The organism is Flexivirga sp. G2 (assembly GCF_055397625.1).
Genome location: NZ_AP039675.1, coordinates 369,247 through 383,616 on the forward strand (window position 1 = coordinate 369,247; position 14,370 = coordinate 383,616).

Here is a 14,370-nt window from a genome sequence, read left to right on the forward strand (position 1 = left end):
CATTCGCGATGGTGGTGTTGCGTCAGCCGACCGTGAACTCCGTTGAGGTGCCGGTGAAGTCGCTGATCTTCCCGGTCAAGGGCGCCTTCGACGACCCGTGGTGCACGATCCGGTAGGTGCCCTTCGGAGCGTCGGCCGGGATGTCCCAGGTGATCGTCGCCGTCGACGAACCGAGCAGCACGTCCGTGCGCTTCCAGACGAACTTCGTCGCGAAGTCACCGTCGTCCTGCACTCGCTGCCACGACGTCCCGACCTTGCGCTGCACCTCGAGGTAGGTCGCACCGCGACGCAGGTTGTTCTTCGGGTGTCCGGTGACGAACGTGGCCGATACCTGCGACCCGCGCGTGTACGACGAGGTCGGCGGGGTCACGACCTGACCGAACTTCTTGCCGAACGGCGGGTTGTCATAGACCACGCCCGGCACCAGGTTGATCATCCCGAGCGGTGACGGAGCGCCCGCGCTGCCGACCGGCACAGAGTCGCCGTCCTGCAACTTCTTCGCCAATGAGGACAGCTCCTGCTGGTAGGCGCACAGTTCGTAACGGCCGTACAGCGTCGAGCCACCTTCGTACTGCTGGGACGCGTATTCCTCTGGCGTGGTGACGTATTCGGCATACCCGTTGGAATACGACTGGATCATCACCTGGTCGATGGGCACGCCGAGCTCGGACGCGACCGACCGCCGGATCCGCAGACCGGCGACGATCGTCACCTCGCACGGAGTGCAGACGATGTGGAACTGCCCGATCTTCAGCACCTGGATCAGCACTCGGCTCGGCGCCGCTCCGATCAACCCGACCGGCAGCGTGCACAGCTTCGGCTGTTGCTCGGCGAGCATCCACCCCGGTGAGGGCGGCATCGACGGCAGCATCGCCCACAACTTGGCCAGCGGACCGGTCCAACCCTCCGGATAGCCCAGACCGGGACCGTCCTCGACGCTGCCGGCGAGCATCGACGCGCCGATCACCGCAGGTGTCGTGTGATGCTCCTGCCCGTCCGGCGTCCACTTCGAATCGATAGCGATGTCACCGATATTGATGTATGTCGCAATGCTCTCGACGGATCCGGTGATGGGCGTGGTCGCCGACTTCCAGGCCGACTGCATCGCGGTCTTCTGCCGGTCGCCGATGATCGCGATGTTCTGCCACGGGTCGTCGGTCGGACCGGTCCCGGGCTTGAGTTCGAGGTTGGGGGACATGTCGCCCGCGGCCGACTGGGCGAATGCCGAGACGAACTTCGGCTGGCCGGCCAGGTAGTCCTGGCCGAGCTGTTCACGCTCCCACGACCAGGCGGCATACCCCTTGTTGTCACCGCTGACAAGGAGATTCGTGTTCGGCAGCGATGTGCCGTGCGTCGGGAACCACGAGATCGCACCCACATCGGTGCTGCCCTGCTTGAAGCGCCAGACGATCATGTGCGGGTCGATCGAGTCCGGGAAACTGGCCTTGTCCGACGCGGGATTGAGATCGAACGCCGTCTGCGAACGGTTGCGGCTGGCGTTGTTCAACGTGGTGTGCCCGACCGAGATCGAGCCTGGTTTGAGGTCCTCGTGCGCCGCGCTGATCGCGTCGACGTAGCCGTCGACCATCGCATCGAAACTGTCCTGCTGGAAGCCGAGGATCGCCAGGTTGTAGATGAAGTCGTGTGAGCAGCCGCCCGGAGTCGAGTGCGAATGCGTAGCAGTGACACAGACATTCGTGTAGTCGTAGGTGCCCGGGTACTTCGCCATCAGCTTGGCGACGATCGCCGCGTGCGCTGCCACCGGGACCATCGCCTGGTCGGCCACGCACCACGCGATGCGCTTGCCGGTCGCGCGGTCGACGATCACGAATGCTCGCGCGCGAAGTCGCATCGAGATGCCGTTGTCGATCTGCTGCGGCATCGAGTAGCCCATCATGCCGTTCTCGGCGCACGCCCCGGTCGTGTCGCCGATGCCGCGACCGACGAGGTATGCCGACCCGGTTGCAGCGTCGGCGTCGGCAGCACCCGCGACGGCTGTGGTTGCGACCGCCGCGCCCACTCCGGCGGCGGCACTGCCACGCAGCACGGTGCGGCGGGTCGGGCCCGTTGTGTCGTCATACATCGCCATGGCCGGTCTCCTTAGCAATCCTTACGCGCGCGTAACCACGCTGACCGTTCGACTATGACAGGAATCACACCGCCAAGGTGGACAAGCGACCAATAAATATGAACAACCGACCAAGTCGGCGGCCCCACCATGCCGAGTGACGGCTCCCTCGCCGAGTGACGGCGAGATTGGGCCGTCACTCGGCGAAGAAGCCGCCATTCGGGATGGGTGAACGCCGAGAGGCCCGGGGAACCAACCCGCGAACGGGTGATTCTCCGGGCCTCTCGGTCGCTCCCGAGCCTCGGCGGCGCCTCGCGAAAGGGTGTATGCCGGAGCGGCTCAGTGCCGAAGGATCAGAAGGACTCTTCCGGCAGCTCCATCAGGTCCAGGCCGGTGGCCTCGGCGATCGCGCGCTCGGCGGTGATCTTCGGCAGCACGTTGGCCGCGTAGAACTTCGCCGCCGCGACCTTGCCGCGGTAGAACGCCTCGTCGGAGCCGGCGTCGCCGGCGTCCAGGCGAGCCTGCGCGACCTCGGCGCCGCGCACCAGCAGCCAGCCGATGACCAGGTCACCGGCAGCGAGCAGGAAGCGCGAGGTGTTCAGGCCGACCTTGTAGATCTCCTTCGCCTTGCCCTCCTCGAGAGCCGACATCGCAGTGGTGGCAAGCCATTCGGCGATGCCCTGCACGTCGGCCAGCGCGGTGCCGAGCAGCTCGCGCTCGGTCTGCAGACCGTCGTGACCGTCGCCGCCCTTGACCGTCTCGGTGATCTGCCCGGCCAGGTGCATCAGCGAGGCGAACTGGTCCTTGACGATCTTGCGGAAGAAGAAGTCCTGGCCCTGGATCGCGGTCGTGCCCTCGTAGAGGGTGTCGATCTTGGCGTCGCGGACGTACTGCTCGACCGGGTAGTCCTGCAGGAAGCCGGAGCCACCGAAGGTCTGCAGCGACTCGGTGCCCAGCAGCACCCACGCGCGCTCCGAGCCGACGCCCTTGACGATCGGCAGCAGCAGGTCGTTCAGCTTGCCTGCCATCTCGGCGGGCGAACCTGCCTCGGGCTGCTCGGAGCCGGTGCGCAGGAACTCCGCGTCGACGATGTCCTGCTGGCTGGCGGTGTAGAGCACGAGCGAGCGCAGGCCCTCGGCATACGCCTTCTGCAACATCAGGCTGCGGCGCACGTCCGGGTGGTGGGTGATCGTGACGCGCGGGGCGTCCTTGGCCGGCGTGGTCATGTCGGCACCCTGGACGCGCTGCTTGGCGTAGTCGAGTGCGTTGAGGTAACCGGTCGACAGGGTGGCGATCGCCTTGGTGCCCACCAGCATTCGCGCGTGCTCGATGACCTGGAACATCTGCGCGATGCCGTTGTGCTCGTCGCCGAGCAGGGTGCCGACGGCGGGCTCGCCGTCGCCGAAGGTCAACTCGCAGGTGGTCGAGACCTTCAGGCCCATCTTGTGCTCGACGTTGGTGACGTAGACGCCGTTGCGGTCGCCGAGCTCACCGGTCTCGAGGTCGACGTGGTACTTCGGCACGATGAAGAGCGACAGCCCCTTGGTGCCGGCGCCGGCACCCTCCGGGCGGGCGAGCACGAAGTGCACGATGTTGTCGCTCATGTCCTGCTCGGCGGAGGTGATGAAGCGCTTCACGCCGGTGATGTGCCAGGTGCCGTCGGGCTGCTGCACGGCCTTGGTGCGGCCGGCGCCGACATCCGAGCCGGCGTCCGGCTCGGTGAGCACCATGGTGGCGCCCCAGGAACCCTGGGCGATCCACTTGGCGAGCTTCTTCTGGTCGTCGGTGCCCAGGATGTGCAGCAGACGGGAGAAGGCGAAGGTCGCGGCATACATGCCGATCGCCGGGTTCGAACCGAGCACGAGCTCGTTCATCGCCCACTTCAGCGACGGCGGCACGACGGTGCCGTCGAACTCCTTGGGCAGGTCCACGGCCTGGAAGCCCGAGTCGAGGTAAGCCTGGTAGGACTTCTTGAAGCTCTCCGGGAGCTTCGCGGTCTTGGTCTGCGGGTCGTAGACCGGCGGGTTGCGGTCGGAGTCGAGCAGGCTGTCGCCCAGCTCGTTCTCGGCCAGCCGCGCCAGCTCCTTGATCATCTCGCGGGCGGTGTCGGCGTCGACCTCGTCGTACGGGCTCGAACCGAGAACATCCTGGCGACCGAGGAGCTCAAAGAGGTTGAACTCCAGATCACGGGTGTTGCTCTTGTAATGGGACATGGCTCTGGCTCCTCCAGATGGGCCTACTCGTCAGTAACTTCATTGTGCTACTCGTCGGTAGCGGAGGCAAACGCGGGGTCGGTATGGCGCACCCCACGGGCGCCCGGCAGCGACGCATCGAGTCGGCGAGGATGGGCGTATGACGCAGGCCGATCAGCACATGGAAGTGGAGCGCAAGTTCGCGCTCGCCGCCGAAGGAGCGGTCCCGGATCCGACCGATTGGCCCGGTGTCGAGGCGGTCTCGGCACCGGTGCGCTTCGAGCTGGACGCGCTCTACTTCGACACACCGGACCTGCGACTCGCCCGGGCCGGGGTGACCCTGCGTCGCCGGACCGGAGGGTCCGACGACGGCTGGCACCTGAAGATCCCGAGCGACGGCGACGGCCGGCTCGAGCACGGTCTGCCGCTCGATGCCGGGCAGGACACGCCGCCCGAGGAGTTCGTGACTCAGGTCGCCGACCTGACCGATGGCGAGCCGTTGCAACCGATCTGCCGGGTGTGCACGATCCGTGTCGAACGCAGGCTCGACGGCGCGACCGGAGTGCTCGCGACCGTCTGCGACGACACGGTCACCACGAACAACCTGCTCGACCCTGGCCTCGACCAGGCCTGGCACGAGCTCGAGGTCGAGTTGGCCGGCAGTGGCAGCATCGAATTCCTGGACGCCGTCACCGAGCGGCTCGCCGGGCTCGGCATACCGCAGGTGTCGATCGCGTCGAAGCTGCGAACCGCGCTGACGCCACCGTCGACCGGCGGCTGAGGGACAATCGGAGCAGGAGGTGCACGATGCGTCATACCGATGAAGCGCCCGCGGTGGCCACGGCGCTGGACATGCTGCGCGATCGCGGCGAGCGGGTGACGGCCGCTCGGCGCGCGGTGCTCCAGGTCCTGGACGAGGCGCGCGATCACCTGTGCGCCGAGGACATCGCCGAGCGCGTCGACGCCGCCGAGCCCGGAGTGCACCGGGCGACGGTCTACCGCTCGTTGCAGTCGCTGACCGAGCTGGGCATCGTCGCGCACACGCACGTCCCCGGCAGCGCGACCATCTATCACCTGAAGCACTCGCCGGCCGCGCCGACCAACCACGCCCACCTGCAATGCTCGACCTGCTCGCGGTTCTTCGACATACCGACCGACTGGCTGGGGCCGCTCGGCGATCGGCTGCGCGACGAACTCGGCTTCGAGTTGGACGCCCAACACGCCGCGCTGCTCGGCACCTGCGCCGACTGCCGCCATAAGCAGGTTGAGTAGCGGAGGAGCGGAGCGGGGGAGCGTATCGAAACCGCGCGGACCTACTCCTTGGCGACCAGCGTCAACACGTCGTAGGTCGCGACCGGCTCGCCGTCCTGGTTGGTGACCAGGCAGTCCCAGCGGACCTCGCCGTAGTCAGCGGTCTGCCGCGGCGTGATCTGCTTCGCGGTGAGCTTCACGCTGATCGAGTCGCCGGCCTTGACCGGGGTCAGGAAGCGCAGGTTGTCGACGCCGAAGTTGGCCAGCACAGGTCCCGGGTTCGGCTCGACGAACAGGCCGGCCGCGAGCGACACGATGAGGTAGCCGTGCGCGACGATGCCGCCGAAGATCGGGTTCTGGGCGGCGGCCTCGGGATCGGTGTGCGCGTAGAAGGTGTCGCCCGTTTTCGCAGCGAAATCGTTGATGTCGTCGAGGCTGACGGTGCGGCTGTCGGTCTCGACGGTGTCGCCGATCTGCAGCTGTGCCAACGACTTTCGGAACGGATGTATCTCGGCGGCGCCACGCTCGGAACCCGTCGTCCAGCGTCCGGTGATCGCGGTCAGCATGTCCGGCGACCCTTGTATGGCGGTGCGCTGCATGTGGTGCAGGATGCCGCGGACGCCGCCGAGTTCCTCGCCGCCGCCGGCACGCCCGGGGCCGCCGTGCACCAGCACCGGCAACGGTGAACCGTGACCGGTCGACTCCTTCGCGTCGTCGCGGTTGAGCACCAGGATGCGACCGTGCCAGGGAGCGATGCCGCGCACGATGTCCCGAGCGACGTCGGCGTCGTTGGTCACCACGGATCCGACCAGGCTGCCCTTGCCGCGTGCGGCCAATTGCACTGCGTCGGAAGTGGATCCGTAGCCGATCACCGACGCGACCGGACCGAACGGCTCGACGTCGTGCACCTGCGTCGAGTCGGCGTGCGCACGCAGCAGCACCGGCTGCATGAAAGCGCCACGCGCGTCACCGACGGCGGCGTCGGGGTCGCCATACACGACGTCGGCGGCGGAGCGCAGCGCCTCGATCGCCTTGCGCACCTCGTCCCGCTGGGCGAGTGAGGTGAGCGGACCCATCCGGGTCGCCTCGTCGCGCGGGTCGCCGACGGTGGTCTTGTCGAGTCGCGCGCTGATCGCCTCGATGACCGGGTCGATCATCGGCTCGGGCACGATGACCCGACGGATGGCCGTGCACTTCTGGCCGGCCTTGACCGTCATCTCCGTGACGACGCCCTTGACGAACAGGTCGAACTCGGGGTCGTCGACCGTGACGTCGGTGCCGAGCACCGAGCAGTTGAGCGAATCCGCTTCCACGCCAAGGGAAACCCCGTCGTGCAGCACCGACTCGTGACGGCGCAGGATGCCTGCGGTGTGCGCGGAACCGGTGAACGCGACCGAGTCCTGCACGGTCAGCTCGTCGAGCAGCGTGCCCGCACTGCCGGCGAGGAACTGCAGCGAGCCCTCGGGCAGGATGCCGGCCTCGACGATGCGCCGCACCGCGAGCTCGGTCAGGTATGCCGTCTGGCTGGCCGGCTTCACGATGCTCGGCAGGCCGGAGATGAAGGCCGGCGCGAGCTTCTCGAGCATGCCCCACACCGGGAAGTTGAAGGCGTTGATCTCGACCGCGACCCCGGGTCGGGAGGTGAAGACGTGCTGCCCGACGAAGGTGCCGCCCTTGCTCAGCGGCTCGAGCGGTCCGTCCGGGGCGACCGTGGAGTTCGGCAGCTCGCGCCGGGCGCGGCTGGAGTAGCTGAAGACCGTGCCGATGCCGCCGTCGATGTCGACCCACGAATCGCGTTTGGTGGCACCGGTTTTGAAGGAGACGTCATACAGCTCGTCCTTGATCTCCGGCTTCGAGAGGAGAAGTGCGACCTCCTTCATCAGCATCGCGCGCTCGTGGAAGGTGAGGTCACGCACCGCGGGGCCGCCGACCTCCTTGGCGTGGCGCACCATCGCGGCCAGGTCCACACCGGTGCTGCTGATCCGCGCGATCGTCTCACCGGTCGTCGCGTCCAGCAATGGATCGCCCTCGGTGTCGGACCGGAACCACGACCCTGCGGCGTAGCTCTCGAGCATGCGTGCGTCTGTCACTGGGGCTCCTCGGGTTGTCACAGCATCGTTGCGAACGGCAGCGGTGCATGCCAGACTAATAACTGACCACTCGGTCTGTAAATACCCGCAGGAGGTAACCGTGCAGGTGGACCAGGCTCCCTTGGAGGAGGCCTTCGAGGCGACCATCGCCGGCAACGACCGCATCGAGCCGCGTGACTGGATGCCCGAGGACTACCGCAAGACGCTGATCCGGCAGGTGGCGCAGCACGCGCACTCGGAGATCATCGGCATGCAACCGGAAGGCAACTGGATCACCCGCGCGCCGTCGCTGCGCCGCAAGGCTGTGCTGCTCGCGAAGGTGCAGGACGAGGCGGGGCACGGCCTCTACCTCTACTCCGCGACCGAGACGCTCGGCGTCTCCCGCGACGAGCTGACCCGCCGGCTGATCTCCGGCCGGCAGAAGTACTCCTCGATCTTCAACTACCCGACCCTCACGTATGCCGACGTCGGCACCATCGGCTGGCTGGTCGACGGCGCCGCCATCTGCAACCAGGTACCGCTGTGCCGGACCTCCTACGGTCCGTACGGCCGCGCGATGATCCGGATCTGCAAGGAGGAGTCCTTCCATCAGCGGCAGGGTTACGAGCTGCTGATGACGATGATGCGCGGCACCGACGAGCAGCGGGCCATGGTGCAGGAGTCGGTCAACCGCTTCTGGTGGCCGGCGCTGATGATGTTCGGACCGCCGGACGGCGACTCGCCGAACACCGCACAGTCGATGGCGTGGGGCATCAAGCGGCATACGAATGACGAGCTGCGGCAGCGCTTCGTCGACATGTCGATGCCGCAGGCCGAAGCGCTGGGTGTGACCTTCCCGGACCCGGAGCTGAAGTGGAACGAGGAGCGCGGCTCCTACGACTACGGCGAGCCGGACTGGGAGGAGTTCTGGCACGTCGTCAAGGGCAACGGCCCCTGCAACGCGGCACGCGTGGCGCACCGCAAGGCGGCATACGACGAAGGTGCGTGGGTGAGGGACGCTGCCATGGCATTCGCAGATTCAAGCGGGTTGAGTAGCCGGGGGAGCGAAGCGGAGGAGGCGTATCGAAACCGCGAGGGTCTCGATATGGCCTCGCCTAGCGGCTCGCCCTACTCGACCCGCAGTGAGGACCGAAAATGACTGACACCGCAGCAAACTCAGCCGAATGGCCGCTCTACGAGGTCTTCATCCGCAGCAAGCGCGGCCTCAACCACGTGCATGTGGGGTCGCTGCACGCGCCCGACGCCGAAATGGCACTGCGGCACGCGCGGGACGTCTACACCCGCCGCAACGAAGGCGTCTCGATCTGGGTCGTGCCGTCCGCAGACATCACCGCGTCCAGCCCGCTGGAGAAGGACCCGCTCTTCGCGCCGAGTGGCGACAAGGTCTACCGCCACCCGACGTTCTACGAGATCCCCGCCGACGTCCCGCACATGTGAGAGATCAATGACTGAACACATCACCCAGGACACCGAGGGCGAGCACGACAACGCGTATGCCGGGCTGCTCGGCAACGACGCACACTGGGCCTTCGGCACCGACTTCGAGGACCCGCTCGCGGGCGTCGACACCACGATCCCGGACGGCATCGACGCGGCCGAATTGGCGCAGTACTGCTTGATGCTCGGCGATGACGCGCTGATCTACGCGCAACGCCTGTCGGAGTGGACGAGCCGCGCACCGGACCTGGAGGAGGACATCGCGATCGCCAACATCGCGCTGGACCTCGTCGGTCAGGCGCGGCTGCTGCTGGCGCGTGCGGCAGCGGCGGACCAGTCGCTGGTGCCGAGCCTGCCCGACGGGTCTCCGGTCCCGGACGAGGACCGGCTGGCCTACTTCCGCGACGCCGGCGACTTCCGCAACGTCCGGCTCGCCGAGGTCCCGAACGGCGACTTCGCCGAGCTGGTGACCCGGATGCTGGTCATGTCGACTTGGCGCCTGGCGATCCTGCAGCGGCTGGTCGACCACGCGGATGCGGTGGTCGCTTCAATCGCCGCCAAGGGCGTGAAAGAGCTTGCCTACCACCGGGATTTCGCCGGTCGGTGGTTCGTGACGCTGGCACGCGGCACCGAGGAGTCCCACCGCCGACTGACCGACGCGATGCGTACGGTCTGGCCGCTGATCCCGGAGCTGACCGCGTCGACCGCGACCGAGCGGCTGGTCGGCGTGGATCCCGCGTCACTCGCCGACGAGGTCGGTGTCGTGCTCGACCAGGTCCTCGCCGTCGCGGGTATGACGGCGCCCGAGGCACCTGCGCTCGCGGGTGTTCGCGGCCGAACCGGGCGGCAGGGGATGCATTCCGAGGCCTTCAGCAAACTGCTCGGTGAGCTGCAGGTGGTGGCTCGCGCGCATCCGATGGGCCGGTGGTGACATGGTGACCGCGACGACGAATTCGGCTGTGCTCGAACGAGCTTGGCGGATCGCGGCGGAGGTCACAGACCCCGAGCTGCCGATGCTGACGCTCGCCGACCTGGGGGTGCTGCGAGATCTGCGGCAGAACGAGGACGGCACGATCGTCGTGGCCATCACCCCGACATACTCGGGCTGCCCGGCGATGGCGACGATGCGCGACGATCTGGTGCACCGGCTGACCGATGCCGGCTTCGAGTCAGTGCGGGTCCGGGTGCAGCTCAGTCCGCCGTGGACCACCGACTGGATCTCCGAGAGCGGCCGGAAAGCGTTGGCCGACAACGGAATCTCCCCACCGGGAGATGCTCCGCGCGGTCCGATAGAGCTGCAGCTGATGCCGATCCGGCGCGCCATACAGTGCCCGCAGTGCGGGTCCGACGACACCGAGGTGACCAGCGAGTTCGGCAGCACCGCCTGCAAGGCGCTCTACCGCTGCCGGGCGTGCGGTGACCCCTTCGACCACATCAAGGAGCATTGAGCGTGTCCGTCGTGACCGAGACCAACATCAACTCCCGCACCGCGCCGTTCCACGCGCTCGTCGTGCAGGACATCGAGCGGCTGACCGACGACTCGGTCGCGGTGACGTTCGCCGTGCCGGACGAGCTGGCCGGCGAATTCGCTTTCGCCGCAGGGCAAGCACTCACCCTGCGACGGGTCGTCGACGGCGTGGAACACCGCCGGACCTACTCGATCAGCTCACCGGTCGGCAGTCTCCCGCGCATCGGCGTCCGCGAGATCCCGGACGGGCTCTTCTCCCGGTGGCTGGTGCGCGAGGTGCGCCCGGGCGACCGCATCGAGGTGCAGCGGCCGAGCGGCAGTTTCCGTGCCGAGCCCGACCAGCCGGCCCGGCACCTGTGCATCGCCGTCGGTTCCGGCATCACCCCGATGCTCTCGATCGCCTCGTCCGTCGTGACGCACCCGGAGTCGACGGTCACCATGCTCTACGGCAACCGCACGACCAACACGGTGATGTTCGCCGAGGAACTCGCGGACCTGAAGAACGCCAACCATCAACGGTTCGACCTGATCCACGTCCTGTCCCGGGAGCCGCGCGACGTCGAACTCTTCTCCGGGCGCCTCGAAGGCGACCGGCTGCGAACCATCCTGCGCGAGCTGGTGCCGCTGGACGCCATCGATCACGTGTGGCTGTGCGGTCCGATCGACATGCTGACCGAGACACGGTCGGTGCTCGAGGAGCTGGGTGTCGCCAAGGAATGCATCCACTATGAGCTCTTCTACGTCGACGCGCCACCGCCGCAGCTGCGTCACGCCGACGCCATCGTCGAGGGCGAAACGTCAGCATTGACAGTCGTGCTCGACGGTCGCAGCACCACCACGGCGGTCCCCAAGACCACGACAGTGCTCGACTCCGCCCAGCAGACCCGGCCCGACATGCCGTTCGCGTGCAAGGGCGGCGTGTGCGGCACCTGCCGTGCCAAGGTGACCAGCGGTGAGGTCGAGATGGCGCGCAACTACGCCCTCGAGGACTCCGAGGTCGAGCAGGGCTTCGTGGTCACTTGCCAGAGTTTCCCGATCAGCGACGACGTCACCGTCGACTTCGACGCCTGAAAACCAAGGAGCACCGATGCCCGAGGCCTTCGTCCTGGACGCCATCCGCACCCCCATCGGTCGGTATGGCGGAGCACTCGCCGCTCACCGCCCCGACGACTTGGCGGCACTCGTCGTCGGTGACGTCGTACGGCGAGCGGGCATCGACCCCGAGCGCATCGACGAGGTGATCTTCGGTGCGGCCAACCAGGCCGGCGAGGACAACCGGAACGTCGCACGTATGGCGGTGCTGCTCGCCGGATTGCCGCAGAGCATCCCCGGATTCACCGTCAACCGGTTGTGTGCGTCGGGACTGACCGCGATCACGACGGCGCGACAGATGATCGCCGCCGGGGACGCGGACATCGTCGTCGCAGGCGGCGTCGAGTCGATGACCCGGGCACCGTGGGTGCAGGCGAAGCCGTCCCGTCCGTGGGCCAAGCCCGGTGCCAGCTTCGACACCTCGATCGGCTGGCGCTTCACCAACCCGGCGTTCGACGAGGACACGACCCTGTCGATGCCGCAGACCGCCGAGCGGGTCGCGGAGCAGTGGCAGCTGACCCGCGACGAGCTGGATGCCTTTGCGCTGCAGTCACATCAGCGTGCGGTGGCCGCGCGTGACGCGGGTCGTTTCGACGACGAGATCGTCGCGGTCGGTGACGTCGCACAGGACGAGGGACCCCGTCCGGACACCACGGCGGAGAAGCTGGCCAAACTGCGCCCGGTCAACAAGCCGGACGGTGTCATCACCGCGGGCAACGCGTCGTCGCTCAACGACGGCGCCGCTGCCGTCGTCGTGGTCTCCGAAAAGTTCCTCGCCGAGAGCGGCCTGCAGCCGAAGGCCCGGCTCGTCGCCGGCGCCAATGCCGGTGTGTCTCCCGAGATCATGGGCATCGGTCCGGTCCCGGCGACCCAGCAGGCGCTGGAACGCGCGGGATGGCAGGTGGATTCGCTCGACGCCGTCGAACTCAACGAAGCGTTCGCCTCCCAGTCGATCGCCTGCATGCGCGATCTGAAGCTCGACGCCGACATCGTCAACGCCGACGGTGGCGCCATCGCCCTGGGTCACCCGCTCGGCTGCTCCGGCACCCGCCTCGTCGTGACGCTGCTGCGCCGGATGCGGGACACCGGCGGCAAGCGCGGCCTGGCAACCATGTGCGTGGGCGTGGGTCAGGGATCCGCCTTGCTGCTGGAGACACTGTGAGTGCCGTCGAACTCGAGGAGCGCGCGGACCGGGTCGTCATACGCCTCAACCGGCCGGAGGTGCGCAATGCCATCGACGCGGACACCGTCGCGGCGCTGCACCAGGCGTGTGCACTGCTGGAGCGACAGCCACGGATTGCGCTGATCACCGGCAGCGGAGGGGTTTTCGCGGCCGGTGCCGATATTCGTCAGTTGCGTGAGCGACGCCGGGACGACGCATTGCAGGGCATCAACTCCGGCATCTTCGACCGGATCCGCAAGCTGCCGATGCCGGTCATCGCGCTGATCGACGGTTACGCCCTCGGCGGTGGCGCCGAGCTCGCCTACGCGTGCGACTTCCGCATCGGCACCCCGTCGGTGAAGATCGGCAACCCCGAGCCGGGTCTCGGCATCCTCGCCGCCGCGGGCGCCTCGTGGCGCCTTGCCGAGCTCGTGGGTGAACCGCTCGCCAAGGAGATCCTGCTGGCCGGTCGGGTGCTGACCGCGGAGGAGGCGCTTGCTTGCCGGCTGCTCAACGACGTCGTCGACGCCGAAGACCTGGAAACAGCCGGTATGGCGCTCGCCGACCGGATCGCGCGTCAGGCACTGCAGGCGGTGCGACTGACCAAGTCCGTCTTCCACGCCCCGCGTGAGGCGCACCCGCTGATCGACGACATCGCCCAGGCCGTGCTCTTCGAGACCGAGGATAAGCACGACCGGATGACCGCATTCCTGGACCGGAAGGACCGCTCGAAGTGACGAACAACGTTCTGCCCGAAAGGATCGGCGTCATCGGCGCCGGGCGGATGGGTGCCGGCATCGCGCATGCCTTCCTGCTCGGCGGCGCCGACGTGGTCGTCGTGGAGAGCAGCGACGATGCGGCTGCCGCGGGCAAGGAGCGGATCGACCGCAGCCTGGCCAAGTCCGCGGAACGTGGCCTGACCGAGCACGGCACGCTCACGATCGCGACCGACTGGCAGGCCCTCGCCGACTGCGGGCTCATTATCGAGGCCGTGCCCGAGGATGCGGATCTCAAGGCAGCCGTGCTGACCGAGATCGCCGCCGTCGCGCCGGGCGCGAGGCTCGGCACCAACACCAGCTCGCTGTCGGTGACGGACCTGGCGAAGCGGCTGCCGAACCCTGCGCAGCTCATCGGGCTGCACTTCTTCAACCCGGTCCCGAGCAGTTCGCTCGTCGAGATCGTGGTGGCAGAGACGACGCCGGACGAGCTGACGACCGCCGCTCAGGGCTGGGTTGCCGCTATCGGCAAAACTGCTGTCACCGTGAAGGATTCACCGGGATTCGCCAGCAGTCGCCTCGGTGTCGCCATCGCCCTCGAGGCGATGCGGATGGTCGACGAGGGCGTCGCGAGCGCCGAGGACATCGACACCGCGATGGAGCTGGGCTACCGGCACCCCGTCGGCCCGCTCAAGACCACCGACTTCGTCGGACTCGACGTCCGCCTGGCGATCGCCGAGCATCTCGAGCGCGAGCTCGGTCCGCGGTTCGCGCCGCCGCAGGTGTTGCGGGACAAGGTCGCCGCCGGACACCTCGGCCGCAAGACCGGCCAGGGCTTCTACGACTGGACCACCGAGAAGTAACACCACCGCAGCGGGTATGCCGAACGTGCGC

At 67.8% G+C, this 14,370-nt stretch carries 13 protein-coding genes; 10 read left to right on the plus strand and 3 right to left on the minus strand.

All coding sequences use genetic code 11. The features are described from left to right. Positions 1–22 precede the first annotated feature (22 nt). Together ACZ50J_RS01780 and ACZ50J_RS01785 are read right to left on the minus strand one after the other, a co-directional pair. Positions 23–2,089 carry a neutral/alkaline ceramidase gene (locus tag ACZ50J_RS01780; protein ID WP_464299576.1) on the minus strand — a complete coding sequence of 689 codons (2,067 nt, stop codon included), beginning with the start codon at positions 2,087–2,089 and terminating at the stop codon, positions 23–25. A gap of 332 nt (positions 2,090–2,421) precedes the next feature. Continuing rightward, positions 2,422–4,281, minus strand: coding sequence for an acyl-CoA dehydrogenase (locus ACZ50J_RS01785; RefSeq protein WP_464299577.1), 1,860 nt, complete (start codon positions 4,279–4,281; stop codon positions 2,422–2,424). A 139-nt stretch (positions 4,282–4,420) separates the two neighbouring features. Between ACZ50J_RS01785 and ACZ50J_RS01790 the strand changes: the two genes are divergently transcribed. Beyond that, positions 4,421–5,041: a CYTH domain-containing protein gene (locus ACZ50J_RS01790; protein WP_464299578.1), complete on the plus strand. Its 621-nt coding sequence runs from the start codon at positions 4,421–4,423 to the stop codon at positions 5,039–5,041. Between the two features lie 26 nt (positions 5,042–5,067). Continuing rightward, complete coding sequence (locus ACZ50J_RS01795) at positions 5,068–5,532, plus strand: Fur family transcriptional regulator (RefSeq protein WP_464299579.1); 465 nt, start codon at positions 5,068–5,070, stop codon at positions 5,530–5,532. A gap of 41 nt (positions 5,533–5,573) precedes the next feature. On the opposite strand, the gene paaZ is transcribed toward ACZ50J_RS01795, so the two are convergent. Then, complete coding sequence (gene paaZ, locus ACZ50J_RS01800; protein ID WP_464301392.1) at positions 5,574–7,586, minus strand: phenylacetic acid degradation bifunctional protein PaaZ; 2,013 nt, start codon at positions 7,584–7,586, stop codon at positions 5,574–5,576. 115 nt (positions 7,587–7,701) lie between these two features. Between paaZ and paaA the strand changes: the two genes are divergently transcribed. Genes paaA through ACZ50J_RS01840 form a run of 8 tightly spaced genes read left to right on the plus strand, consistent with a single transcriptional unit; the run spans position 7,702 to position 14,339 of the window. Beyond that, entirely contained in the window at positions 7,702–8,739 is a 1,038-nt protein-coding gene (gene paaA, locus ACZ50J_RS01805) for a 1,2-phenylacetyl-CoA epoxidase subunit PaaA (protein ID WP_464299580.1), read from the plus strand. Continuing rightward, positions 8,736–9,038 (plus strand): 1,2-phenylacetyl-CoA epoxidase subunit PaaB, encoded by a 303-nt coding sequence (gene paaB / locus ACZ50J_RS01810; RefSeq protein WP_464299581.1) that lies wholly within the window; start codon positions 8,736–8,738, stop codon positions 9,036–9,038. Before paaA ends, paaB begins: the two co-directional genes overlap by 4 nt. Before the next feature lie 7 nt (positions 9,039–9,045). Continuing rightward, entirely contained in the window at positions 9,046–9,969 is a 924-nt protein-coding gene (paaC, locus tag ACZ50J_RS01815) for a 1,2-phenylacetyl-CoA epoxidase subunit PaaC (protein WP_464299582.1), read from the plus strand. A 1-nt stretch (position 9,970) separates the two neighbouring features. Continuing rightward, entirely contained in the window at positions 9,971–10,486 is a 516-nt protein-coding gene (gene paaD / locus ACZ50J_RS01820) for a 1,2-phenylacetyl-CoA epoxidase subunit PaaD (protein ID WP_464299583.1), read from the plus strand. A 2-nt stretch (positions 10,487–10,488) separates the two neighbouring features. Next, positions 10,489–11,577 (plus strand): 1,2-phenylacetyl-CoA epoxidase subunit PaaE, encoded by a 1,089-nt coding sequence (gene paaE / locus ACZ50J_RS01825; protein WP_464299584.1) that lies wholly within the window; start codon positions 10,489–10,491, stop codon positions 11,575–11,577. 16 nt (positions 11,578–11,593) lie between these two features. Then, complete coding sequence (locus ACZ50J_RS01830) at positions 11,594–12,760, plus strand: thiolase family protein (protein ID WP_464299585.1); 1,167 nt, start codon at positions 11,594–11,596, stop codon at positions 12,758–12,760. Beyond that, positions 12,757–13,497, plus strand: coding sequence for an enoyl-CoA hydratase/isomerase family protein (locus ACZ50J_RS01835; RefSeq protein ID WP_464299586.1), 741 nt, complete (start codon positions 12,757–12,759; stop codon positions 13,495–13,497). Before ACZ50J_RS01830 ends, ACZ50J_RS01835 begins: the two co-directional genes overlap by 4 nt. Then, positions 13,494–14,339, plus strand: coding sequence for a 3-hydroxyacyl-CoA dehydrogenase family protein (locus ACZ50J_RS01840; RefSeq protein WP_464299587.1), 846 nt, complete (start codon positions 13,494–13,496; stop codon positions 14,337–14,339). Before ACZ50J_RS01835 ends, ACZ50J_RS01840 begins: the two co-directional genes overlap by 4 nt. Positions 14,340–14,370: the final 31 nt, after the last annotated feature.